The sequence below is a fragment of the Paenibacillus sp. FSL R7-0198 genome, assembly GCF_038000415.1.
Classification (GTDB): Bacteria; Bacillota; Bacilli; order Paenibacillales; family Paenibacillaceae; genus Paenibacillus.
Genome location: NZ_JBBOCB010000001.1, coordinates 316,983 through 341,026, shown reverse-complemented (window position 1 = coordinate 341,026; position 24,044 = coordinate 316,983). Strand labels below are relative to the sequence as shown.

Below are 24,044 nucleotides of genomic sequence, written 5' to 3'. Positions count from 1 at the left end.
CATTTTAACGAATAAGAGGTGCTATGAATTATGACTACAACTGTAGATTTGACTCAATTTATCTCGGAAGCCATTGAAGGAAAACGCGATATGTTCACCAATGCCAGTGACCGAGTCTGGGGGTTTGCAGAGACACGTTTCGATGAATTTCAATCAGCAGAGTTGCTTATAGGGATGCTGGAATCCGAAGGTTTCACGATTGATAAAGGTGTGGCAGGATTGGAAACCGGGTTTATCGCTTCCTATGGTTCGGGGTTGCCCGTTATTGCTCTATTGGGCGAATACGATGCCCTGGCTGATCTCAGCCAGGAAGCTGGAATCAGCACATATCAACCTCTTCAGCCGCGTGGAAACGGTCATGGATGCGGGCATAATCTGCTCGGCATTGGTGCAATGGCTGCTGCAGTAGCGATCAAAGACTATCTTCAGGAACATCCGGAAACCCCGGGAACGGTGCGCTTTTACGGATGTCCCGCAGAGGAAAGTGGATATGGTAAAACGTATCTGGCTCGCGAAGGTTATTTTAAAGATGTAGATGCTGCTCTCTCCTGGCATCCTCATTCCTTAAATGCCGTTATGCATGGAAGCTCCAATGCTGTCATTCACGGCACATTTACCTTTAAAGGCATTAGTGCACATGCTGCTGCCGCTCCTCACCTGGGACGTAGTGCTCTCGATGCAGTTGAGTTGATGAATATCGGTTCCAACTACATGCGTGAACATATGATTGATCAGGCCAGAATTCATTATGCGATCACGAACTCAGGCGGCTTGGCTCCCAATGTAGTGCAAGCGGAAGCCGAGGTCACTTATCTCGTTCGAGCTCCCAAGAGCGCACAGGTACGCAGTCTGTTTGAACGGCTGGTGAAAGTGGCCGAAGGGGCTGCCCTGATGACCGAAACAACGATGGACTTCAAATATGAAGGCGCCTGCGCCAACCTGATTCCGAACAGTACGCTTGAGAAAATAATGCATCAGCATCTCGTTGCCTTCGGCGCACCTGAGTATGAAGAGCAAGAATACACCTACGCCAAAGCGATCTACGATACGCTGCCCCTACAGAACCAACAGGAAGCTGGCGCGTTAGTTGGCCCTGAGCTTGCGCCTCTTTTGGCTGAACGACCACTACCTAACTTTATTGCTCCGTATTCGGATGAGCGGGAAACGTTCATGGGTGGTTCAACCGATGTAGCAGATGTCAGCTGGAATGTGCCGACAGCACAGTGTATCACGACGACGATGGCCTTTGGCACGCCGCTTCACGCATGGCAAACCGTTGCTCAGGGCAAGAGCAGCTTTGCTCACAAAGGCATGTTACTCGCAGCTAAAGCGATGGCGGCTACGGCCATTGAGTCCATTTTACATCCAGAGATCATCAAGGAAGCACAGCAGGAATTGCTGGACAGACTCGGCGGGGAAGCCTACGACTGTCTTGTTCCGGCAGATGTGCAACCTCCGAAACGGGGAGAATAAGACCGTGAGGTTCAAAGACGTATTTTCTATTATTGGTCCAGCCATGATTGGACCCTCAAGCTCCCATACCGCTGGAGCAGCACGGATTGGACGTACAGCTAGACAGCTGTTCGGGGAGTGTCCCTCACATGCTGAGATCCTCATGTTTGGTTCTTTTGCCGCAACGTACAAAGGACATGGAACCGACACCGCCATCGTGGGTGGTCTGCTGGACATGGACACGGATGACCCCGGACTGCCTGATGCATTTGCCCATGCAGACACTGCTGGTATGGAAACCATCATCCGTCCGGGGACGGGGCTGTACCCTCATCCGAACACGGCCGAGATTGCATTAACCAACGCTGCGGGAAATCGTACATTGAATATGGTAGGCACATCGATCGGTGGAGGAAATATCGAAATCGTCCGGATCAACGGCTATAACCTGAAATTGACGTCGCTCTATCCTACACTCATCATCCGTCACAGCGATGAACCGGGCGTCATTGCCATCGTCACTCGGTTGCTCGTGGATAATCACATTAATATTGGACACATGTCCGTGGATCGAAAGAATCGGCGCGGTGAAGCTATGATGGTACTAGAATGTGATGGCAAGGTGGATCCTGCCGTGGTCCGCCAGATCGAAGTCATTCCAGAGGTCCAGGAAGTCACTCTACTCTGTCTTTAGCTTAAATATCTGACTTCAGCTTTCTCAAAAAAAGGAGTTTCGCCAATGAATTTTCGAACCTTAAAACAACTTGCTGAACTGGCGGAGACCCGTAATCTCACACTCGGCCAGCTCATGCTGGAAGAGCAATGTCATGAATCGGGCGAAGACAAGGATGCTGTCTTAAACCAAATGCAAGAATACTATGAAATTATGAAAAGTGCGGTGCATCAAGGTCTGCATACCGATACTACTTCCAAAAGCGGCTTGACTGGAGGAGATGCCCGGAAACTGATGGCTTATCGTACAGATGGACAGTCCCTACTCGGCGATCATGCCAGTCTGTCGATGAGTTACGCCCTTGCAGTTTCTGAGGTCAACGCCTCGATGGGTCGAATTATTGCTACACCGACGGCGGGTTCCTGCGGCATCATTCCCGGTGTATTTATTAGCAGCCAGGAACGGTTTGGGTGGTCTGATGAACAAATGGTTTACGGCCTGTTCGCGTCTGGAGCCATTGGTTACGTCATCGCCAACAATTCGTTCATCTCTGGTGCGGAAGGAGGTTGTCAGGCGGAAGTGGGTTCTGCCATCGGGATGGCAGCCGGGGCGTTGGTGGATATCCGGGGCGGGTCCCCTTCACAGGCGATTCATGCCGTTGGACTTGCTCTGAAAAACACCCTTGGCCTAATCTGTGATCCGGTAGCCGGCTTGGTCGAGATACCATGCATCGTGCGTAATGGCTTTGGTGCAATTACTGCTCTGGGAGCCGCCGATATGGCTCTTGCTGGCGTACGCAGCGTCATCCCTTCGGATGAGGTAGTGCAGGTCATGCTGGAGGTTGGATCAGCGATGCCTGAATCTCTTCGCGAAACAGCCGGCGGCGGCCTCGCCCAGACACCAACGGGACGCAAAATCACAAGGGATTTACAGCACAAATAAAGAACAGGCATGTCATTTATACGAGAGGAATAAAAACCTCAAGATAAATGCATGCCTAATAATAAAAGGGACCATAACACCAGCTGGACAATGTTTTCTAGCGGCAAAATAATTAATGCTCTAGGGTTGCAGAAAATTGTTCAGTGCCATTTTTATTAATTAAAGCAACTTCAAAATCAGATACCCATGTAAGTTCACCTAGATGTTTAGCATAGGCGAATTCATCTGGTTGTTCTGATATGACCTTCTCTAAAAGTACTTGCGTACCATCTCGTTGTAAAATAGATAGGAATATATCCATGCTTTCTAAATTATGATGACATATGACTTTAGCATTGTACTTCTTATTGGGACTCTTTACGGTTTTTCTCCAAGTCCATTCATTTACATAACCTAACGCCTCTATTTGCAAAGCTATCTCCCTAAATGGATCAACCTCCCAATTATTACGTAGAGCAAGTTTCTCTATGCCCTCCATTAGCAGTCGAAGCGTAGCCTTTTTTTTCTCCAACTCATTTTTTCCACTAAAGTCATTCAAACTAAATTGGATTGGTACCGAACACACACCAGAAACGTTAACAATACGTTCATCCGTAATGTTTTCTACACACTCTATTAGGACTTTCCAACAATCTTTCGTTTTGTATTTCCCCAACAGACGTTCATACATCGCTGTAATACAGCGAGTTTCCAAACTAAAAGAGCGTCTTTTCCATTTCCAATTCAACGCATAATCTAATTTCGTTGCTTCGTTGTACTCACATTTTTGTTTTTTCATTATAGATTCAATATTTTCATCATCTACAATATACGGTAAATCCAAATTGAATCCTTTTAGATACATCTGGTTCTCTCCTTAGATTACTCCCGATGGTAAGTACACTATTAACTTTTCTCCAAACTTGAAGCCCAATTTTTAAAGCAATCAAGCATCTCTTCTAAATTTTTTGCTCCCCCTGCACTGTGAAACACGCGATCTCTCACGATACAGTAGAACCAATCTTCTTCATTTCTCTCTTCTTCAATCGAATCAAATGGCGCATCTTCTAAATATGTATCCTTCAAGTCGATCTCGACAGACCAACCAGGATTATCCACCGTATCAATTCGCACACCGTATGAATGTTCCCAATCACCGTCACAGTTTTCATAATACCAGCTTTGAATCCATTTTAGGGTATCCATCATCGTGACCTCTTTTTGTTTTTTCTACTCTAGGGACTTATTATTTAAAGGAATCCTTATGCCATGTTTCATGCTTTTTTCGTATGAATTATCTTTTAGTAATAATTTGCTTTTTTTATGTAGGGTATACTTAAAAGCAAGGGGAAAACTTTATTTCAAATCAAGGAGGTTATTATGAAAAAAATAACATTATTTATCTTCATTAGTATGATTATACTTGCGGGCTGTTCTAACAAGGATGAGAAAGAGAATTATCCAGTTTTCGAGGGCACTGTAGTATTTAAAACAGATGAAAATGACAAGTACAAATTTCTTGTACTACAAAATATAAGTAAGGAAGACCTGGAGAATGGAAATCTTGAGGATTTTATAGGACTAGCACAAGATCAGGAAGCTTCGTATTATTTGGTCGATAGAGAAACATATGAAACATTTGAAGTAGGGCAAAGAGTAAGGATCACTGCTGGCTTTGACCAACTAGAACCCTCGCCACCCATTAGAACGGTTGTGAGTATTGAACAAATAGGCTAAGAATTCTTCGATTGCCCAAAAGATAAAAAGACCTTAACGTTTCCACGAACGTAAGGTCTTTTATCTTTTTGGTTTTAAGAGTTCGGAGTTAAATCTCGCAGGGTTAAATCCGTCCCCCTCTTCTCTCGTTACCCCTTCTGAAAACTCCAGGCAAATCAATACTAAGGCTTTTGAGGTTTCTTAATCATCTCTACGCCGTCAAAGGTAAGGCTGTCAATATCCGTATCCTTTTTCAACATATATTTATCAAAGAACGCCTTTGTATAAGAAGTGATGATGTTGCGCTGTTCCATCGCGTCTCGGGTTCCTCTGGATTTTTTATCCGTAGTTGTAAACAAGGAATCGGAGAAGTCACCATGGACTACATTATCAATAATGGCAAAGTAGGTGTCCTTACTGTTGGATTCAAGAAGAAATGCATTTGTATTATAGGCTAGCACGGTGCTAAGCTGCATGAAAGGTTTCTTAAAATCGCTATCTAAGGCACCTAACATATTACCGTCAAGGTTTACAGCGCCGACAAATCGGTCATCGTCACGGCTAACAATTGCCGCTGTCGTTCCTCCAAAAGAATGTCCGAACACACCCATACCGAGATCAAGCTGTAATCTGCCTTTAAACATGGATTCCATGTCACCTGTATTCATTTTGTACAAGTTATCTGCAACATATCGAATATCCTCGCTCTGTAAAACGGCATATTTTGCAAACTTGACTGCTTCAGGCGCCGAAGTTAATTTGCGAGCAATCTCAATAGCTTTTTCTTCCTCAAGCTTCTCTGTCACAATTTCAGGTGGTGTTAGGGTGGCCGCTTCCATTCCGTATTTCGTTACTTCGTCCATAAATGTCTCTGACAACCCAACCGTTCGTCCATCTTTAAGTTTGTACACACCACTTTCGGCATGGCCGATGGATACCACAATATAGCCAGCGCTTGCCAGGTCTTGAGCGAACAAAGTGCCTTGCTGTGGGTAAGCGCCCGCGCCATGAACAAAGAATAAAACCGGATATTGTTTTTCCTTTTCAGACAAGGCCAGATCGTCATAAGACCATGTCTTGAAATTGGAATCAAAAAGTTGCTCACCACCCGCCGTTCCTCCTAATCTAACCAAAAGCTCATCCCTTAGTGAATGAAACTCCGGAAATGCATACTCTGCCGTCGGCTTGCCCTCATTGCTGTCTGACGGATAGAAAAATAATGCCGTCAGTTCTCTTTCTGAATGGTTAGATGCTGTGTACTTGAAGTCCATCTGTGTACGTCCGACCGTATAACTTCCCATTGGTTTCGGAAACTCATTCTGATCAGAAGCAACACTATTTTCAGGTTTAGGAATTTCCTCCTGTGTGGAAGTCCCGCTATTAGTGCTGCTGCAGGCGGAGAGCATGGTCAGTGAGAGAACAGTTGCCAGAATCGTTGTCAGTCTTTTTTTCATCATTTTTCCTCCAATTTGTATTCATGCATCTATCATAAACGGAGGAAAAAAATAAAAAATCGTACAAAAGGGCAATCCCCACATGTACGATCGGGCAAATCTATGAAACGTTCGATTATAAATGCAATATTCCACGCTCCACCGCGACGGCGACGGCCTGCGGTCTCGAATCCACACCCAATTTATTGTAGATACTCGTTAAATGAGTCTTTACAGTCCGTTCGGATATGCCCATATCAAAGCCGATCTCTTTACTTCGAGAGCCACGGGCAATCGCTTGAAGTACGATCAGCTCTTTGTTTGTAAGTGATATTTTCGATGAAGGTGACTCTTTCGCCTTTCCTGATGCCTTGTGAGCAAATACTTTCTCGCTGATCTCCGGTAATAGCAACGTTTCCCCTCGCATTGCTGCATCAATTGAACGAAATATCATTTCTCGTCCCGTGTCCTTCAGCAAATACCCTTTGGCACCTAACGCCAGTCCGCGGATCATCATCTCATCCTCGTTATATGTAGTCAAAATAATGATCGGTATATCCATTCCTTTAGCTCTGAGCGCTGTCATGGTATCCAGGCCGCCCATTTCAGGCATGTTTAGATCCAATAGAATAATGTCCGGCTTGTAAGTATCCACCCGTCGAACCGCTTCCGCACCGTTAGATGCTTCTGCAACTACCTCGTACCTTTGATTGGTTTCCAGGATCAGCTTAAGTCCCTCCCGAACGACGAAATGGTCGTCCACAATAAGAATCTTGATTGTCATACGGTGGTGTCCTCCTGTTGTAATGGAATGCGAACAGAAACTTTGGTTCCCTGCTTTCCGCTTTCAATTTCGATCTCCCCGCCCATAATTCGGGTTCGTTCATATAAGCCAATTAAGCCATAACTACCGGATTGTTTCTCGATGAGGTTGGTATCGAACCCTATTCCATCATCCGTTATGCTTAGCTCGATTTCGTTTTCCCGTGCAGCAACCATTACTTCTACATTCGTAGCATTAGCATGTTTAGCTGTATTGGCCAAGCATTCTCGGATGATATGTAAGCTATGTTCGAAGATCAACTTCGGCACCACCAGATGGGGCATTGATAACGGAGTGACAATACGAATCCCTGTTATATGTGAGAAATGTTCAGCCTCTTCCTTCACTGCTTTAGAAATATCTATGACCTCTGCAGAATACGAACGCAAGTCGTCAATTGCGCTTCTCGCTTCTGAAAGCGTGCGCTTTGCTTGGGCTTTTGACAACTGAACAATCTCGTGGGCACGATGGTTATTATCATTTTCTAAATGCGCATCCACGGCATCAAGCTGCATGATAAGACCTGCCAGCCCTTGTGCCAAGGTATCATGTAAATCACGGGCCATCCTTTGACGTTCATTGGCAATCGTTAGCTCCTCCACTTTCCTGTGTGCTCGTTCCAATTCACGTAAAAACGACTGGGTTCGCAATTTGGCACGAACTTGTTTATAGAACAAAGCGGCATAGCCGATTACGAAAAACATGATAAAGAAGAGCGATGGTACTGTAGATGGCAAATCCTCGGTAGTCCCGAGCCAAACCAGGGAGACAGAAAACAAGGTGCAATAAAAGGTACATACTAGGAGCACCTTCATCCGTTGAGCGTATACGCCAATACTCTGACCCGCCAAAGCCGTCAATAAACTTACAAAGATGAGAGAATGAGCATTAGGCATGAATAATGCACACCCCCAGACAATACATCCTTGTGTCACAAAATAAATCCAGGGTCTTCGATCAACAACGTATCCGGCATACCAATGCAGCAGAATGTGAACCAGAATGAGAGCTGTAAACATCATAAATTCAAACCATGTGGGCAACATCGGTAGCTGGGAATACAATGCAGAAAAATAAATCAATATGCCCCAGATCAAAGCAGGCAAACGAGAATCACGCAGAACATTTTGAATATCAGATCGGGAGCTTGTATACGGTTTGTTTATCGAATAATCACTCATGCTTGATCACCTCTATCAGGTACTATTTATAAAACAATCTCTCTAAACACAAAAAAAACGGTACATTACTGTACCGATCATTATCTCACTCCATCTATGTTAATGTACGAAGTGTCTCGAAGTCCAGCCCCAGCAGAATCGTCACGATTCCACGCAGCCTTATCGCCCCGCACTATCCCATGATCCATTTCTTCTGTGAACATGTATTCCTCTATTCTGCTGCTATACTACCCATTTTCATTTCATGCTCGTTTCCATTATTACCCTTAACGATATCAACTGAATTATATGGAATAATATGCCTTTTTAAAATTAAAACCCGCTGATAACTTTTAATTTCACATGGATAAATATGTGATTTGGTCCTCTTTGGAGTGTCCCCTTTTCCTTCCAAAAAGATCGTTACATGTTTTCCAATACACCAGCTGCATGCTTGGTTTCTTTATACAAAAAGTAATCAAAATCGGCATGTTTTCGGGTTCCGCCAAGATCCTGCACACAAAGACCGATATAGGTTCCCGTAAACCGGATATACTCCGGAGATTCATCGGACAGATGTGTGATATCAACCCACTCGCCTGCTGTATTCCAGGATGAATCACTATTTAACGCATAGTAAAAGCGGGCGCGATCTTGATCCACCACAGCCTTTAAACGGAGCATGTTCCCCGACTCTAGCGGAATATCCTCCAGCAGTTCGTCGTATACCCCGTATTTGGACTGAATAATCCCCAGGCACAGTCCTTTCTCTTCATGATACGTTACACGTAAATAGAGATAGTCCTGGGTATCGTAGTACAAAATCAATCCTGCCATTTGCTGTGGATGGTCCGGCGCAAATTCCAGACACGTCTCGGCTTCACACTCCAAGGCCTGAAGTCTCCGTGCGATTATACTTTGCCTATGCGTTGAACTCATCGACTCCATGCCGTGCAATCGCAAGTAACCGGGACGTTCCGTCAAGCTGAACCAACTCGAATCGGGTGGAATGCGAAGTGTATTCCAATCATGCCGAAGCTCAAAGTGATCGAAATGATCCATTTCAGCAATCGGCTCAAACGGATGGGACGGGATCATCGGTGCAGGCACCTGAACCTCCGGATATCGGTCACCGCTCGCAAGTCTCAGCCAGCCGTCTTCACTCCACGTACAGAGCTGAAGTGCGGTCTCACGTCCAAGAATGCAATATTTGTGATGAACGGGTCGTCCGACCAGATGAGCCATGTACCATTCACCGGTATGCGTTTCGATTAGACTACCGTGGCCTGCCTTTTGCAGAGCTAAATCCGGTCTGCCGTATGAAGTGAGGATCGGATTGGCAGGATCGACCTCGTAAGGGCCTTGTAACGTACGGGAACGTGCTGCTGTAACCGCATGCTCATAACCGGTTCCTCCTTCAGCCGTAATCAGATAATAATAGTCTTTGTGTTTGTACAGATGGGGTGCTTCGGTCAGTCCTAATGCGGTTCCCTTAAATATGTTCACCGCAGGACCAACCAGCTTATGTTCCTGAACGGAATATTCCTGAAGAACGATGCCTGCAAACCGGTTGTTGCCCTTACGGTGATCCCAGATCATATTGACCAGCCACTTACGCCCATCTTCATCATGAAACAGGGAAGGATCAAAACCGCTGCTGTTCAAATACACCGGATCTGACCAAGGCCCCTCGATATCCGTTGCGGTTACTAGGTAATTGTGGGTATCTTTAAAAGCGCCTACCCGGCTTTTGACATCGGTGTAGATCAGGTAAAACACACCGTTGTCGTAACTAAGACAGGGTGCCCATACGCCTCCGGAATTAATGTTGCCCTCCATGTTCAACTGCGTTACACGAGTCAGCGGAGAAGCGATGGGCCGCCAATGAACCAGATCCCGGGAATGGTGAATCCGTACACCAGGGAACCATTCAAAGGTGGAAGTAGCGATATAATAATCCTCCCCTGCTCGGCATATGGACGGATCGGGATGGAAACCGGGAAGGATGGGATTGGTGATCATTTTCTTGATCTTATTCATGGAAGAAACCTCCGGTATGAAAGTAATGATCTGTACAACAACAGATACACAAAAGGTGGATATCAGTACCAGCCCAGCGCTTTTTTGCCGGCTTCCAGGGCGGTTATGATCCGCTCTACATCATATACATTCCCTCTCCAAGTCCCACCGCTGACCGATTGCAATGCAGCCCAGAGCTTTGTATCATCCGGCAAAGCTTCATCAGGCCTCATATCGGGATGAAAGGACCTTTGTGCCAGGATGATAGCACCTTCTTCCGGAGAAACCTCGATCTCTCCTTCTCCGACAAAGTTCATGCTGCCCTCCAGCGTGTTACGATCAACCGCGATGTCAATCAGGTCTCCGTTCCGCAGTTTGCCAATCGGTCCGCCTGCCAGCGCTTCGGGGCCAACATGACCAATACACGCTCCGGTGGAAACACCGGAGAACCGGGCATCCGTAATCAGTGACACGTATTTGCCAAAAGGCAAATGTTTAAGCGCAGATGTAAGCTGGTACGTCTCCTCCATACCGGTTCCCGATGGACCTCGCCCGAGAAGCACAACAACGTCGCCAGCCAGAATACCTCCGGTCTTAATCGCATGGATCGCCTCACGTTCGGTGGTAAATACCTTTGCTCTGCCGCGATGACGGTATACGCCATGCTCATCCAGCACATCAGGATCAATAGAGGTGGATTTGATGACAGAACCTTCCGGAGCGATATTCCCGGTTGGAAATGTTACGGTCGAAGAGATTCCAAGCCGCTCAGCGTGTTCTACACTCATGATGACACTGTCCGGATCGATGCCGTCCTGCTCTTTCAACTGTTTCCGCATGAGATGACGGCGTTCCGACGATTCCCACCAGTCCAGTACCTGACCCAATGACGTACCTGTAACCGTTGGTACAGACTCATCCAACAGACCCAGCTGTCTGAGGTGAAGCATGACCTCTGGTACACCTCCGGCCTGAAAGACACGTATGGTCGGATAAAAGATGGGTCCGTTTGGCAGGGCACTAACCAGCCTCGGAACATTTTTGTTGACCTGTATCCAGTCCTGTACCGTGGGTACGGTTAAACCGGCGGCATGGGCAATCGCCGGTATGTGAAGAAGCAGATTGGTCGATCCGCCAAACGCAGCATGAACGGTCATCGCATTGCGAATGGATGCATCCGTGACAATGTCTGCCATCCTCATCCCCTGAGACTCCATATGGATGAGTGCACGTGACGATTGGCGCGCCATTTCAAACCAGATGGGCTGCCCGGAAGGTGCAAGCGCGGCATGTGGCACTGTCATACCCATTGCCTCGGCTACAACCTGGGCTGTAGCCGCGGTACCTAGAAACTGACAGCCTCCTCCCGGTGTAGCACAAGCTCGGCATCCTAAATCGGACGCCATTTCCAGAGAAAGCTCCCCGTTGACGTACCGTGCACCGATGGTCTGAATTTTACCGGCATCCTCTCCATCGGTAGGCGGAAGTGTGACGCCACCGGGAACGATTACGCCAGGCAATTGCGGCATGCCGGCAAGTGCGAGCATCATCGCTGGAAGACCTTTGTCACAAGTGGCGACACCAAGCACGCCTTTACGCGTTGGCAGAGAGCGAATCAGTCTGCGAAATACCATAGCGGCATCGTTCCGGTACGGAAGCGAGTCAAACATGCCGGTTGTCCCCTGTGATCTGCCGTCACACGGATCGCTGACATATCCGGCAAACGGGATTCCTCCCCGGCTTGACAGTTCTTCTGCGGCAGCCTTCATCAGCAGGCCGACCTCCCAGTGGCCCGTATGGTAACCGAGTGCTGCCGGGCTGCCGTCTTCGTTGCGTATGCCACCTTGTGTACTCAAGATCAGAAATTGTTTTCCGTTCAATTCCCCGGGTTTCCAGCCCATTCCGACATTCTGGGACATGCCGAACAAGTCGCCGCTTGGAGCATTCCGCAGCAAATCATCCGTTAAAGGCAGACGTCCGGCAGCCCCTGGAGCATGGGATATGATATCAAAGCAGTTGGATGCCGTCTCTCCCATAATCGACGTAATCTGTTCGTACATGGTTGCCTCCCACAGTTTATGACTTCACAAAGACCGTTTTGATGGCCGTGAAAAACTCGATAGCCGCTTGCCCCTGTTCTCTGGAATGTGAACTTGACATCTTCATTCCGCCGAACGGAGCCTGAAGCTCTACGCCGGCCGTTTCTGCATTAATTCTGACAAGTCCTGCATCCATGTCCCGGATGAAAGAAAGCATGGCTCCGACGTTTTGTGTATAGATGGAAGCACTTAAGCCGTAATCGCTGTCATTAGCCGCTTCGATCGCTTCCTCCAGGGAATCTACCGCAATCAAGGCAAGGACCGGGCCAAAGATTTCTTCTCGGGCGATGGACATATGGGATTCGACCCCTTCAAATACGGTCGGCTGCACATAGAATCCCTCTTCCAGTCCCGGACCGTCCGCTCTTTTTCCGCCAGCGAGAAGAATAGCACCTTCATCTTGGCCTTTTTGAATATAACTCAGCACGGTATTGAGCTGTCCTTCGCTTGCACATGGACCCATCCAGCTTCCAGCAGACATGCCGTCACCCAGCCGGATTTCCTGGATTTGCGAGAGCAGCTTTTCTTTGAAGGCATCGTATACTTTTCGTTCAATAATGACTTTGCTGGTGGCCGTACATTTTTGCCCGGTCGATTTCAACCCACCGCTGATGGTGGCTTCCACAGCCAAATCCAGGTCAGCGTCAGCCGCGATAATAATCGGGTTTTTCCCGCCCATTTCAAGTTGATACTTGGCCCCACGTGCCAGTGCTGCGCCGCCGACCCGTTTGCCCACTTCATTGGAGCCTGTGAACGTTATTCCCCCCACATCCAGATGCTCAGCAAGTGCAGATCCGATCACTGAGCCTCTGCCGCATACCAGATTAAGAACACCTGCCGGGATGCCTGCCTCTTCAAAACACTCCATGACTTTAGCGGCGGTGACCGCAGTTTCCTGAGCCGGCTTCAACACAACCGTATTGCCGTAGATCAAGGCCGGAGCCGTTTTCCAAATCGGAATGGCTACTGGGAAATTCCAAGGAGCAATAACCCCTACAACGCCAAGGGGTACGCGGGTCGTAAACATCAGCGCTTCGCTGTCCGTTGATGGAATGACATCACCGGTTTTTCGCATGCCTTCTCCAGCGTAATATCTTAAGATCGCGACACCGCGCAGTGTCTCTCCTTTGGCTTCTGGGAGTGTTTTGCCCATTTCTCTGGTCATCGCCTCTGCAACTTCATCGGCCCGGCGTTCCAGCACATTGGCTGCTTGAAATAGATAGTTGCCGCGTTCCGCACCCGATAACCTCCGCCAATCTTTTGCTGCTTCTTTCGCGGCTGCAACAGCCCGGTTCAGATCCTCTACGCCGGAGGTGGGTACGTAGCCAACTACCTCCTTCCGATTCGCCGGGTTGATGCTTGGTTCGGTTTCGCCGGACGTCGCCTTCACCCATTCTCCGTTAATGTAATTGCTGTATGTCTGCTCTACCTGAAATGTAGTCATCCTATTCATCCTCCTTATACATTAGTTTGAAATGACAGGGTTAATCAGTGTCCCGATATTGCTAATGGATATTTCAATGCGGTCCCCGGGTGCAAGTGTAAAATCATTGGGTGGCACAATGCTGGTGCCTGTCAATAACACCGTACCGTCAAACAGTTCGTTATCTCTGGCCAGAAAAGAAACCAGTTCATCGAGTTTTCGGTTTAACTCACTTGTGCTTGCCTCGCTTTTGACAACTATTTCACCTTCGCGATATATCTCGCAGACAATGCTGAACGCATATGGATTCTGCACCGTTTCCGCTAGACGAATGGCCGGACCTATAGAGCAGGAATTACGCCACATTTTTGCTTGCGGCAGATACAGCGGGTTTTCCCCTTCAATATCGCGGCAGCTCATGTCATTGCCAACGATGTATCCCACAATGCTGCCATCCGCGGCAAGCACCAAGCCCAGTTCAGGCTCCGGGATCTGCCAATTGGAATCGCTGCGAAGCGTGACTGCCTCAAGCGGTCCTATAGTGCGGGCTGCTGTGGATTTAAAAAAGATCTCCGGCCTTTCGGCATCATAAACTTTATCGTAAAAGGTCTTTGCATCCAGCTTACCTTCCGTCGCTTCATAATTTCGCGCTTCCCGGCTGCGCTGATAAGTCACACCCGCCGCCCATACTTCCGGAGCTTCAAGTGGCGTGATCAGATGCAAGGAAGTCCAATCGTCAGTTAACTTGTTTAACGGTTTAAAAGCGCTTTCAACAAGTTGAACTGGAGAAATTCCCTGCTTTCTTGCTTGATAGATCAAACTCATAAAATCTGCTTGTGGCAAACGATACGCTTGTTCATCATCCGTAACGGCTGCCAACCACTTCTGTTGTCCGTCCAGAAATCGAATAATTCTCATTCAAGCTTGCCTCCATTTTTCCCCATCGGGTTGATAATACTACCATAGCACCCGCTATGGTTCATGACGATGTTCTAATCACTCCGACGATTTACCCTTTTCACGCATTTTTTTTCTGTTAAGATGAGGTTAGATCCGTTGAACTAAAGATGGTTTACGAGGATACTCCGATGACAGGATGTTGGTATATAGAATAGTACAAGGGGGTTGGTTTGCTGTGACCAGGCTTTCGGATGCTGTGTATTTAGGGCGTCTGCCCGATGTTCGCATGTCTTTTCAATTATTGGGGCTGCATGCAAGAAAAGTAGATTCCAGCTGGACTTATCCGTCTCACGAACATTCAATGTATGAAGTGCACTGGATGATGGACGGGCAGATGAACATGGTTGTCAACGGGCAGTCTTATCGTCAGTCGGTTGGTGACCTTCTGTTCATCCGCCCTGGTATGACCCACTCTTGCACCGGAGCCGGACTGGAGGGGTTCACTTATTTTTCCGTGCATTTCAGCATACACGATACATCCTTTTGCAGAGAACTTAACCGTTGCAAAGACATCTATTATCCGGCAAATTCGAATTTGGCTCTGGGGCTCTCCCCTTCCCTGTCTACCTTGTATGGGTTGGCCACAGAGCATTTGTCTAGCTCGCTATCTTCCTCCAAACAGATGAAGGTACATGCCGCCGTGTTTGAACTGCTTGGTTCCCTGGTCGGCCAGTTATCTCAGCAAGCTTCCGTTACGTTGTCGAGAAAAGAAACCATTGCCCATCAGATTGCAGAGCACATTGAGGATTCGGTAAGATATATCCATCTTCACGGGGAAATTCAAGAGAGTGAGCGAACCTGGATTCAGGACATTGCCAAATCGCTGAGCATTAGCCCGTCACAGGTTAATCGTATTTTTCGGCAGGTATACGGCATCGCTCCACGCAAGTTTCTATCTGAAACCCTTCTGAACGAAGCGCAGCGGCTGTTAAAACAAACGGACCTGAACATAGACCATATTGCGATGATGCTGGGGTATAAGACTAATGCGCATTTCAGCCGCCAGTTCAAGCGGTGGACAGGCATCGCGCCAAGTGAATATCGCAGCCATTCTCAGCAGGCTCTGGCAACCAACCATACAGATGATTGAAGAATAATAGTAGTACAAGCGACACCTGTCGGTATGTTTGGAGAGCGCTATCATTGTTGGGTAATTATATACTTTTTTTTATAACAGATATTCAGTCGAGTTCATCTGATTGGCAGAACTTCACGGATGCGTTTCCAAATTGAATCTGCACAGATGCTTGAAAATACCAGTCTGGATTATACCTTGTTGCGATTAACATGGCTTTATAACCAAACGGGTATGTGAACCCAATACTGATTGGACAAAGCCTTCAATTTATTAGTGCTTCATCACTTCGTTTAGAATAGAAAACGGATAAAAAACCGCTCACCCGAGTAACGGATGAACGGTTTTTTCATCTTAAACAGTTAGTGATGAATACCAAATCGTTTCAACCAACCATTCAGGTAGTTCGCTCCACGGGATGCCAGCAATCCAGCAGCTACCATCGATGTGTATGCGGAAATTCCGGTCAGTCCGAATGGATTCAATCCGAATGAGATTGCTAAACCAACGCCGACTACGATTGACACACCATATGTAGCTCTATCCTTAATTGGGAGAACTGTCTTAACTACCTCTGTAAGAGCTTCAGTTAAGCCCGCCAAAAGCAACCACAAGCCAACTGAGGCTACGGCTGTAGTAAGTACTGCATTCAATGTAACCATATTACTTCACCGCCTTGGCAATCAGAATGGTATTCAGAAACGCTAGTTCTGCGGCTGTCAGAGTCCCGTTCTTAGCTTTAGTGATCCAAGCTTCGTCTGTAAAGTAGCCCTTAGCCTTAAAATTAGTCAGTGCGTTCACGAGCATGTCTACCGCCCATTTATCAAGTTTCATTGGTTCGTCATCCCCCGATACTGTATTTTGTGGTACATTTACTTGAGTCGTAGTGCAATCCTTAAATTCCGCTACCACGTCATTCAGAAATTTCGTCTTGCTTATGCCCATAATCTTCAAGGCGTTCTTGTAAGGGTCGCTCTTACGATTGGGGTCAAGTTCGTTGTGTCCTGAGATACATTTCAGAGGATCCAGTTTGAACTTGTTACAGAGGTATGCCATGTACCAAACGTAACGCTTGTAAGACTCTGTGTTATTAATGCTACCCTTCTTATTGGAGTAACAAAGCTCTACGCCGATGGCACGATCATTAGAATCGAATCCGTAAAGATCATTGTCAGTCTTTACGTTGTAAAGGACATGCCAAGCCTTCTCTGTGAGGGGCACACACTCAATGATTACTTCATCATCGATAAAGGTATGCGCCGATGCACTTTGGACATTAGCGGAGTTAATGTAGTAGTTCACGTTACCTGCCGCTGTACTTCCATCGTTACCTGTATCGTGTGCCACGATAAAGCTAATTCCCTGATTCTTGATACCGGAACGTCTCTTGGTATTGTTAGGCAGATACCGTTGCTCGATAGTGTATTTCATTTTAAAAGTCATCTGGTTCACCCTTTCTATTGAATTTTCGGTGTATTATCTACTTTAGTTCCCTCCACAGTAAGGACACTTTCTACTAGAGAATGCTCAGGCACTGTAAGGGGAGTTTCTGAATTGGTAGTTTTGAACTCTTTCACAGTCTGTACGGCAAATACTCCGCCAACAATAGTCATGACCACCGTACTTAAGCTATTAATCGCCTCTAAGGATACAGCACTCACCGCCGCTCCTAAGAATGGTGCAAAGAATGCAATTGTTAGAAACAACGCGAACAAACCTCCGAATAGTACCATTAAAAAATCCTTTGCAGAAAATCCGTCTCCATCGTTCCAGAAAGCATTAATTAAAAAATTTCTCACCCTATGCTACATCTCCCCTCCGTGTTGAGAGTTGAGCTACTAACTGCTCTACTTTGATGTTTAGTAGTCTGTTCTCTGTAATAAGTTCCATATTTTCCTGGCGGAGCGTGATCACTTCGTTGCTCAGTAGTTCAATCTTTTCTTCGGATGAGGTCAACCTTTCAATCAACCTCTCACGGAAGGCTTGCTCGTCTTTGGAGAGCAGTTCCCTGTCAGTCACTTTGTTGTTACTTTTACCACTGGCATAGCCGATTACACCGGATACAGCTGTACTAACAAGACCGACGACTGCTGTGATTACCCCTACATCCATATCTATCACTTGACCTTTCCGTACCTGTATGAATTATGTTGAGACGTTCTTATTCTACCTACAAACAGAAAAAACTTACCGATCCTACCATGGAAAACTGTGTACAGGATATAGAAAAATAAACAGCAAACATTCAGAAAATTTCATTCTCTTACAACTATAATATAAGTAATTTAGGCGTGAAAATAACCCCAACCAAGTAAGGTAGGGGTTATTTTCATTACATGATGAAGCAGTAACCGTAGTCAGCGACTACATCAATTGTGGATACAATGTCGTTACGATACAGAATATCAAGTTGTGACGGTACTGTACGGAATTGCCATGTTTCGATGAAGGACGGAAGGTCTGATTTATCAGTCTGCCTTGCTACGATTCTACCGTCGAGGTCTTTGTCAGCACTTCTTCGGATAGTGATTGTAGAAGTCAGGTCGGACTTGTCAGTTCTCCGTACCGTAATGCTACAGTCCAGTAGGTCACTCTTCTCCAATACTTCAAAGCGCATCGGGATTTGAGAGAAAGCACTTCTGCGGACTATAATTTTGGAGTTCAGGACTCTCCATTGGATGGTGTTAATGCTACCTCCAATGTCGCTGTTGTCCCTCTGCTTTACGATAATCTTACTGCTCTTGTCGTTCTTGCCCCAAACCCTTACGGCAATCTCCGAAGGCAGGTCAGAAGGGGTAGTTCTTCTGACCGAGATTGTACCCGCCACGTCAAGGAAGTGGTGAACTTCGATTGTCGAAGGTAGGTCTTCGTGACCGAACTGACTAACAGTAATATTAGATGGGAGGTTTACGTGCTCATGGACTTCGATAATCGACTTGAGGTCGCTATCGTCTACCGGAATAATGAATACTTTACCCGTCATTTTATTTACAGGAGGAACACCTAAAGTAGTAGGTAGGTCTTCATTTGCTCTGTATATAACGTCCATGTTCGCAGGTAGGTCGCTCTCCCTTCTCACACGTACTGTAATGCTAGAAGGAATGTCATCCTCAGCGTTCAGGACAACTTGGATACTACCTGCGATATCGGAAGCAGGGCTAATGTCAATACGTCCGTCGAGGTCTGAATCCCCAACAGGGATGAAGTCAACGTTACCTGTCATCGTGTTATCGAAACGAACGCCTAACTTGGAAGGAATGACATTAAAGAACACTGGTGAGATAGTAGAAGCAAGGTCACTATCAGCCTTGACGATTACCTTGAGCGTTCCCGCCGTGTCGTGGTTTGCCCACACCCGTACTCCGATTTTACCTACGAACTGCGACCACTCTTGGACTTGCAGGGTCGAAGGAATCTCCGAGATGAATCGGGTTCTTACTCCGATAGTACCCTTCAGGTCTTTGCTGTCGTAGGCAGGTACGGCGATGACAGAAGCCAAGTTGCCTGAGATAATTCGAATAGTCGAAGGAATGACGCTTGCCCCAACAACATCAAGGCTTCCTAAGATATCGCTCATGTACTTCACGTAGGTTCTGCTGTTAAGGTCACCATCTGCGCTGTGCATTACTGCCACACTAGAAGGCAGGTCTTTGTTAGCCACTACGTCTAGGCTTCCTGTAATATGAGGTCTGTTTACCACCAGACCGCCCTCAAACGAGGACTCGCTTTCTACCCTTACTCCGATGCTTGACTCAAGGTCAGCAGGTTTGGTAACGACCACACTAGCAGGAGTTTCCTTTCTACTTACCGCCACGCTTGCCGCTACATCATTCTCGCCTACTACCTTGACCGTAATCGTGGCGTTAATGTCGGCAGGAAGAGTAACTTCCAAGCTAGAAGGAGCATCCGGTCTGCTTACCGCCACAGTAGATGGCAGGTAATCGAACCAAGTAGGTGCGACTCGCAGTTGAGCGGCAATATCGCTGGTCAGTGGTACGAACAACGAACCTCCCAAGTAATACCCAACAACCTGCAAAGATACAATCAGGTCGCTGTCTGCTTTGCCAATTACCGTTACCTCAGAGTAAAGGTCTTTGTTGATGCCAACGTTGACTTTGATACTTCCGTCAATGTCTTCATCTCCACTGTGCCTTACGGTCACATTAGCAGGAAGGTCAGTATCCTCACTACGCTGTACCGTGACAGCCCCGCTAAACTCAGGCTGAGATACAGCAATCTTCGCTTCCATATCTTCGTCAACGTAACCACGAACCGTAAAGCGTAACTCGATATCGTTGTGAGGTTTTACGAAGATGGTAGCAGGTCTCTCTTTCACATTGACAACCAACCAAGAAAAGAAGTCCTGTTCAATCTCTACTCTTACGCCGACCTTAGAAGGAAGGTCTACTCTATCTTTAACGTAGAAGCTGACTGGAAGCTCAGGTCTACTTACTGTCAGGCTACCGTCAATCTTAGCAAGAGCCCTGTTCGATACTCCCAAGTGAGAAGGAACATCGTGGTTGTTACGGTACACGACATGAACGCTGGAATCCAAATCAGGTTGGCTTACTGTAATAGCACCGGAGAACTCATTATTACGAGTTACTTCAATGGTCGCAGGAATCTCTACGTCCAGCCAAGCAGGTTTTCTAACACGCAGTCTTGATGCCTTATCGTAGTGCTTAGGTACTCTAATGCTAGAGTCGATGTTAGAACGTCCAAAACTCCATACAGCAGGGTCAAAGTACGTGACCACTAACTGAGGGGCTAGGCTTGCTTCCTTGGTAAAGAAGTATTCATAATCGTTCTCAGGCTCGTCAGCCGCCACCAAGTAGAAGTCAACTAGGTTGTTCCCCTCTCGGTACTGTCCTTCGATGAAGTCTGTCACATCGAATGTCACGTGCCCGTCTTCAGTTGCTACTGTGTAGGCGCTGGTAATTTCTGTACCAATGCTTGGACGGTTGTTCCATGTTACGCCCATCTCCGACCAGCTTCCGTCAACTGCGTACAGCTTCAGGTTCTTGTCAGGCTCTTGACCGTACACCATGCGAAGTTCAACCTTGTCGATATCGTAGCTTCGTTTCAAGCTAGAGATATCGAATCCAAGTAGTGAGCGAAGCACCTTACCTTTATAGCTACCGACTGCGAAAGTGGTCTCTTCCCCATAGTTAAGGGTTGGAACATCTTCCCTAACATATGTGTCTTTGATAACATCCAGAGTAACTTCCTCACGGATTGGTAAAGTGATATCTACAATACCTGTCATCTTATTGGTAGGTGTGACTCCCAAGAAGCTTAGGAGGTCTCCTGCCCCACCCTTCGCTACGTCAATGCTTGACTCAACGTCACTGTGGACACGAATCTTAGCAAGGACTTTGGAAAGAATCTCACTCCGTGCAGGGTACATGACATTGATTCTACTGTTCAGGTCTGCGTGACTAGGGATGATAATACTACCCGCTAAGTCGTTATGCCACAGGATGGAAATGCTAGAGTCAATCTCAGAATGTTCTGCTCTACGGATGGAGATTTTACCCTTCAGGTCTCTAACAACCCAAACATCAATACTACCCGCCAGGTCTTTTCCTTCGGTACGTCTCACTGTAATACTAGAGTCTACTGACTTGTCGTAGGTTTGGCGTATAATAACACTACCTTCAATCGTGCTAAAGGAGTACACGTCGATTGAGGAATCAATATCGCTTGCCAATCTCACTCTGACAATGAACTCACTGTCAAGGTCTTCGTTGCCGTAAGCAGGAATCTCCAATCTACTGGACAGGTATCCCGAATTTACTTGGATGCTGGACGGTATCATGCTTGCCCCTACTACATCAATCTCAGCAAGAATGTCCTTTCGGTAAGGCACATTAATTTTAGAGTTCAGGTTAGCGACCTTATTCTGCCTTACGGTAATACTGCCTACCGTGTCGCTGTGAATGATAGGGAAGATTCTACCTTGCAGGTCAGGTCTGGATACTGCCGCCCGCCCATCAAGGTCGCTCTTATCCTTACGTCTTGTCTTAATTACCCCGTCTAAGTCACTTCGGAATCTGACGTAAACTGAAGAGTTCAGGTCAGGTCTGGACACCGTAATGCTAGATTCCTTTTCCACTTGCGAGGAACGTCTTACAGAAACGCTACCCTTGTAGTCGATATAAGGATTAACCCCAATTGTACCTTGAAATTGGAACTGGTTGGCAGTGATGCTAGAAACAATATCACTGTTCTCGCCGCCCCTTGCGATTACCTGCGAAGGAAGGTCATCACGGTTCAGTACATAAATCGTACCTGGTTTGTTGCGCTCACTTACGGTAAATGTTCCGAACAGGTCTTCGTCCACCGAATGGCGAACTGTTACGCTTCCTCCCAAGTTAACGTAAGGTCGTACATAGACTTGTGCAGGACGTTCTTTAACGGTAATAATTGCCCAACCGTAAAGATTATCTTCACTCCATACTCGAACACCCAATTGCGAAGGAGTGTCTTTTCTGTTGGCTACGTAAAGTTCTGAGTTAAAGTTAGGTCTGGAAATTACAATACTACAGTTCTCGAGGTCGTACAGGTCTACTTCTCTTACGGACACCTTAGAATCAATCTCACTCCAAGTATTTATCCTTACCGTACCCTTACCGGACAGGTCAGGTCGGCTAATCATCACACTGGAAGGATAGTTCTCGAATCTCTTACCCGATGGCGTAACCGTAATCGTCGAAGGTAGTTCTTTCTTATCGGACTTCTTGAATACATTAATCTTAGAAGTCAAGTCCTTTTTAGCAGGGTACGTGACTAAGATACTCGTATCAATTCCAGAACGTCCAGTGCTTCGGATTACTTCATCGAAGTAAGTGTACTCGATGGTAGGTGTCAATGAAGCCCCTGCATCCATTGAAAAGAACTGCACAGATTCATCGCTCTCATTTACCGCCCGCAAGTAAAAGTCTACAAGGTTCTTTCCCTGCTCTTTTGCTTGCAGGATGAAGTTGGTAATGTCGAACTCGATGAAGCCTTTCTCAGCGTTTACAACGTAGTCTCCTTGGCTAACAATGTCACCGGAGTCAGGTTGGTTGTTCCAAGTGATTCCGAACTCTGTCCAAGCACCATTGACGGCGCTTAGTTCAATTGGGATAGTTGGAGTGCGTCCGATTGAATGCTTCAGTTTCATGACTACTTTTTCAATCTTGTAGTCGTTGGTCAGCCCCATGAGATTAGTAATATCGAAGCCGACAATGCTTCGGAACACTTCTTCACGTGTTGCACTGTAACCTGTAACCAACGTTTGCTCCCCGCCGTAGTTCAGCTTAGGGTATGCTTGACGAACGAATGCGTCACGTTTAGCGGTCAATTTATCGGTTACTCTCGTAGGTTGCTGAATATCTACAATTGCTGTCATCTTGTTTGCAGGGGTTACACCTAGCGTCATAGGCAGGTCAGAGACTTGCTTGACGTTTACATTAACGCTCAGGTCACTGTTATCAGTGCCCCAAATGTCGGTATTACCTGTCATGGAGTTTCTTATACGGACACCAATTCGACCGTCGATGTAAGACTCACTGACACCCATCGCAAAGATACTACTCTTGATTTCCGTCTCGCCCCGACCGAAGATATCAACCGTACCGTCCATAGTATTGGACTCTCTAACGGCTATCTGCGATTTAAGGTAGCTATCTTCCGTTCTCTTGACTTTTACCTTCGTATTCAGGTCGGCATCCCTTACACCCCAAATGAACGATGTACCTTCCATTGTGTTCGTCTCTGTTACGGAGATAGCACCATTCAACGCTTCAGTGATTGGAGGGGCTACTGCTAGGCTACTGCTTATCTCCGAATCAGCCGCCACTGCGTTAAGTATGGAAGTATGTTCAGCGGTAAAGTAAGTGGTGTTAGGGTCTATCCTGTTATATGCTTGAAGGTTGAATGTTTTAGAATAAAGTGTATGTTCTGCTGTTAATTGTAAGTCACTCGTCCCGTACTCCACCGTGTTATGTCTAGCGGTTAAGTTCAACCGCACACTCTTAGGGAGAACTGCATGGCTACCAGTTAATAAAAGTGGCGACTTCCCTTCTGTTCTATGACTTGCCGTTAAATTGAACGTTGCTGTCTTCAGCAAGACGTTATGGTTGGCAGTTAAGGTATAAGGGGTATTTTCATTAATGGTATGGGTAGCCGACAGTGGTAGGAAAAGAGTCTTGGTTAAACTAACGTGCGAAGCCGAAAAACTCGACTCCGCACCAATGATTCCTGATGCTGACAATTCAACCACTTCCTATCCCATTGTATTGAGATG

At 46.7% G+C, this 24,044-nt stretch carries 20 protein-coding genes; 5 read left to right on the top strand and 15 right to left on the bottom strand.

The genetic code is table 11. The annotated features are described in order from the left end of the window. Positions 1-30 precede the first annotated feature (30 nt). The 3 genes from MKY87_RS01320 to sdaAA are packed head-to-tail and all read left to right on the top strand — an operon-like array spanning position 31 to position 3,067. A complete protein-coding gene (locus MKY87_RS01320; protein ID WP_340962568.1) occupies positions 31-1,473 on the top strand; it encodes a M20 family metallopeptidase in 1,443 nt (480 codons plus the stop codon). A 4-nt stretch (positions 1,474-1,477) separates the two neighbouring features. Further along, entirely contained in the window at positions 1,478-2,146 is a 669-nt protein-coding gene (gene sdaAB / locus MKY87_RS01315; protein ID WP_340962567.1) for an L-serine ammonia-lyase, iron-sulfur-dependent subunit beta, read from the top strand. Positions 2,147-2,191: 45 nt separating this feature from the next. Beyond that, on the top strand, positions 2,192-3,067 hold the full coding sequence (gene sdaAA, locus MKY87_RS01310; protein WP_339783720.1) for an L-serine ammonia-lyase, iron-sulfur-dependent, subunit alpha: 876 nt from the start codon (positions 2,192-2,194) through the stop codon (positions 3,065-3,067). 112 nt (positions 3,068-3,179) lie between these two features. On the opposite strand, the gene MKY87_RS01305 is transcribed toward sdaAA, so the two are convergent. Both MKY87_RS01305 and MKY87_RS01300 read right to left on the bottom strand, forming a co-directional pair. Then, on the bottom strand, positions 3,180-3,911 hold the full coding sequence (locus MKY87_RS01305; protein ID WP_339783722.1) for a hypothetical protein: 732 nt from the start codon (positions 3,909-3,911) through the stop codon (positions 3,180-3,182). Positions 3,912-3,952: 41 nt separating this feature from the next. Next, the gene (locus tag MKY87_RS01300; RefSeq protein ID WP_339783724.1) at positions 3,953-4,255 is read right to left on the bottom strand and encodes an immunity 53 family protein; all 303 of its coding nucleotides are present in this window, start codon (positions 4,253-4,255) and stop codon (positions 3,953-3,955) included. A 171-nt stretch (positions 4,256-4,426) separates the two neighbouring features. Between MKY87_RS01300 and MKY87_RS01295 the strand changes: the two genes are divergently transcribed. Continuing rightward, positions 4,427-4,783, top strand: a complete 357-nt coding sequence (locus tag MKY87_RS01295; RefSeq protein ID WP_340962566.1) for a DUF3221 domain-containing protein — start codon at positions 4,427-4,429, stop codon at positions 4,781-4,783. A gap of 161 nt (positions 4,784-4,944) precedes the next feature. Here MKY87_RS01295 and MKY87_RS01290 read toward each other — a convergent pair whose 3' ends face one another. From MKY87_RS01290 to MKY87_RS01255, 8 genes are all read right to left on the bottom strand, one after another. Next, entirely contained in the window at positions 4,945-6,216 is a 1,272-nt protein-coding gene (locus MKY87_RS01290; RefSeq protein ID WP_340962565.1) for an alpha/beta hydrolase, read from the bottom strand. Positions 6,217-6,331: 115 nt separating this feature from the next. Then, entirely contained in the window at positions 6,332-6,979 is a 648-nt protein-coding gene (locus MKY87_RS01285) for a response regulator transcription factor (protein WP_339783729.1), read from the bottom strand. Continuing rightward, positions 6,976-8,199 (bottom strand): sensor histidine kinase, encoded by a 1,224-nt coding sequence (locus tag MKY87_RS01280; RefSeq protein WP_339783730.1) that lies wholly within the window; start codon positions 8,197-8,199, stop codon positions 6,976-6,978. Before MKY87_RS01280 ends, MKY87_RS01285 begins: the two co-directional genes overlap by 4 nt. 211 nt (positions 8,200-8,410) lie before the next feature. Next, positions 8,411-8,593 carry a hypothetical protein gene (locus MKY87_RS01275; RefSeq protein ID WP_340962562.1) on the bottom strand — a complete coding sequence of 61 codons (183 nt, stop codon included), beginning with the start codon at positions 8,591-8,593 and terminating at the stop codon, positions 8,411-8,413. An 8-nt stretch (positions 8,594-8,601) separates the two neighbouring features. Beyond that, positions 8,602-10,218 carry a glycoside hydrolase family 43 protein gene (locus tag MKY87_RS01270; RefSeq protein ID WP_339783732.1) on the bottom strand — a complete coding sequence of 539 codons (1,617 nt, stop codon included), beginning with the start codon at positions 10,216-10,218 and terminating at the stop codon, positions 8,602-8,604. A gap of 62 nt (positions 10,219-10,280) precedes the next feature. Then, positions 10,281-12,257, bottom strand: a complete 1,977-nt coding sequence (locus MKY87_RS01265; RefSeq protein ID WP_340962561.1) for a YjhG/YagF family D-xylonate dehydratase — start codon at positions 12,255-12,257, stop codon at positions 10,281-10,283. A gap of 16 nt (positions 12,258-12,273) precedes the next feature. After that, on the bottom strand, positions 12,274-13,740 hold the full coding sequence (gene gucD / locus MKY87_RS01260) for an alpha-ketoglutaric semialdehyde dehydrogenase GucD (protein WP_339783736.1): 1,467 nt from the start codon (positions 13,738-13,740) through the stop codon (positions 12,274-12,276). A 21-nt stretch (positions 13,741-13,761) separates the two neighbouring features. After that, positions 13,762-14,637 (bottom strand): fumarylacetoacetate hydrolase family protein, encoded by an 876-nt coding sequence (locus MKY87_RS01255; protein WP_340962560.1) that lies wholly within the window; start codon positions 14,635-14,637, stop codon positions 13,762-13,764. 217 nt (positions 14,638-14,854) lie between these two features. Here MKY87_RS01255 and MKY87_RS01250 point away from each other — a divergent pair, with 217 nt between their 5' ends. Beyond that, positions 14,855-15,769, top strand: coding sequence for an AraC family transcriptional regulator (locus MKY87_RS01250; protein ID WP_340962559.1), 915 nt, complete (start codon positions 14,855-14,857; stop codon positions 15,767-15,769). A gap of 347 nt (positions 15,770-16,116) precedes the next feature. Here the strand turns inward: MKY87_RS01250 and MKY87_RS01245 are convergent, their stop codons facing one another. From MKY87_RS01245 to MKY87_RS01225, 5 genes are all read right to left on the bottom strand, one after another. Then, positions 16,117-16,416, bottom strand: coding sequence for a hypothetical protein (locus MKY87_RS01245; protein ID WP_091020963.1), 300 nt, complete (start codon positions 16,414-16,416; stop codon positions 16,117-16,119). Between the two features lies 1 nt (position 16,417). Next, positions 16,418-17,185 (bottom strand): peptidoglycan recognition protein family protein, encoded by a 768-nt coding sequence (locus MKY87_RS01240; RefSeq protein ID WP_340962558.1) that lies wholly within the window; start codon positions 17,183-17,185, stop codon positions 16,418-16,420. A 26-nt stretch (positions 17,186-17,211) separates the two neighbouring features. Beyond that, positions 17,212-17,553 carry a hypothetical protein gene (locus MKY87_RS01235; RefSeq protein ID WP_339783744.1) on the bottom strand — a complete coding sequence of 114 codons (342 nt, stop codon included), beginning with the start codon at positions 17,551-17,553 and terminating at the stop codon, positions 17,212-17,214. A 1-nt stretch (position 17,554) separates the two neighbouring features. After that, positions 17,555-17,866 carry a bZIP transcription factor gene (locus tag MKY87_RS01230; protein WP_047844338.1) on the bottom strand — a complete coding sequence of 104 codons (312 nt, stop codon included), beginning with the start codon at positions 17,864-17,866 and terminating at the stop codon, positions 17,555-17,557. Between the two features lie 220 nt (positions 17,867-18,086). Further along, positions 18,087-24,011 (bottom strand): DNRLRE domain-containing protein, encoded by a 5,925-nt coding sequence (locus tag MKY87_RS01225; protein WP_339783746.1) that lies wholly within the window; start codon positions 24,009-24,011, stop codon positions 18,087-18,089. Positions 24,012-24,044: the final 33 nt, after the last annotated feature.

Excerpts from the sequence above, each read along its gene's own strand:
- gucD (WP_339783736.1), bottom strand. The coding sequence starts at position 13,740 with ATGACTACATTTCAGGTAGAGCAGACATACAGCAATTACATTAACGGA.
- MKY87_RS01290 (WP_340962565.1), bottom strand. The coding sequence starts at position 6,216 with ATGAAAAAAAGACTGACAACGATTCTGGCAACTGTTCTCTCACTGACC.
- MKY87_RS01240 (WP_340962558.1), bottom strand. The coding sequence starts at position 17,185 with ATGAAATACACTATCGAGCAACGGTATCTGCCTAACAATACCAAGAGA.
- MKY87_RS01270 (WP_339783732.1), bottom strand. The coding sequence starts at position 10,218 with ATGAATAAGATCAAGAAAATGATCACCAATCCCATCCTTCCCGGTTTC.
- MKY87_RS01230 (WP_047844338.1), bottom strand. The coding sequence starts at position 17,866 with ATGGATGTAGGGGTAATCACAGCAGTCGTCGGTCTTGTTAGTACAGCT.
- MKY87_RS01265 (WP_340962561.1), bottom strand. The coding sequence starts at position 12,257 with ATGTACGAACAGATTACGTCGATTATGGGAGAGACGGCATCCAACTGC.
- MKY87_RS01305 (WP_339783722.1), bottom strand. The coding sequence starts at position 3,911 with ATGTATCTAAAAGGATTCAATTTGGATTTACCGTATATTGTAGATGAT.
- MKY87_RS01245 (WP_091020963.1), bottom strand. The coding sequence starts at position 16,416 with ATGGTTACATTGAATGCAGTACTTACTACAGCCGTAGCCTCAGTTGGC.
- MKY87_RS01285 (WP_339783729.1), bottom strand. The coding sequence starts at position 6,979 with ATGACAATCAAGATTCTTATTGTGGACGACCATTTCGTCGTTCGGGAG.
- sdaAA (WP_339783720.1), top strand. The coding sequence starts at position 2,192 with ATGAATTTTCGAACCTTAAAACAACTTGCTGAACTGGCGGAGACCCGT.
- MKY87_RS01300 (WP_339783724.1), bottom strand. The coding sequence starts at position 4,255 with ATGATGGATACCCTAAAATGGATTCAAAGCTGGTATTATGAAAACTGT.
- MKY87_RS01295 (WP_340962566.1), top strand. The coding sequence starts at position 4,427 with ATGAAAAAAATAACATTATTTATCTTCATTAGTATGATTATACTTGCG.
- MKY87_RS01255 (WP_340962560.1), bottom strand. The coding sequence starts at position 14,637 with ATGAGAATTATTCGATTTCTGGACGGACAACAGAAGTGGTTGGCAGCC.
- MKY87_RS01280 (WP_339783730.1), bottom strand. The coding sequence starts at position 8,199 with ATGAGTGATTATTCGATAAACAAACCGTATACAAGCTCCCGATCTGAT.
- MKY87_RS01320 (WP_340962568.1), top strand. The coding sequence starts at position 31 with ATGACTACAACTGTAGATTTGACTCAATTTATCTCGGAAGCCATTGAA.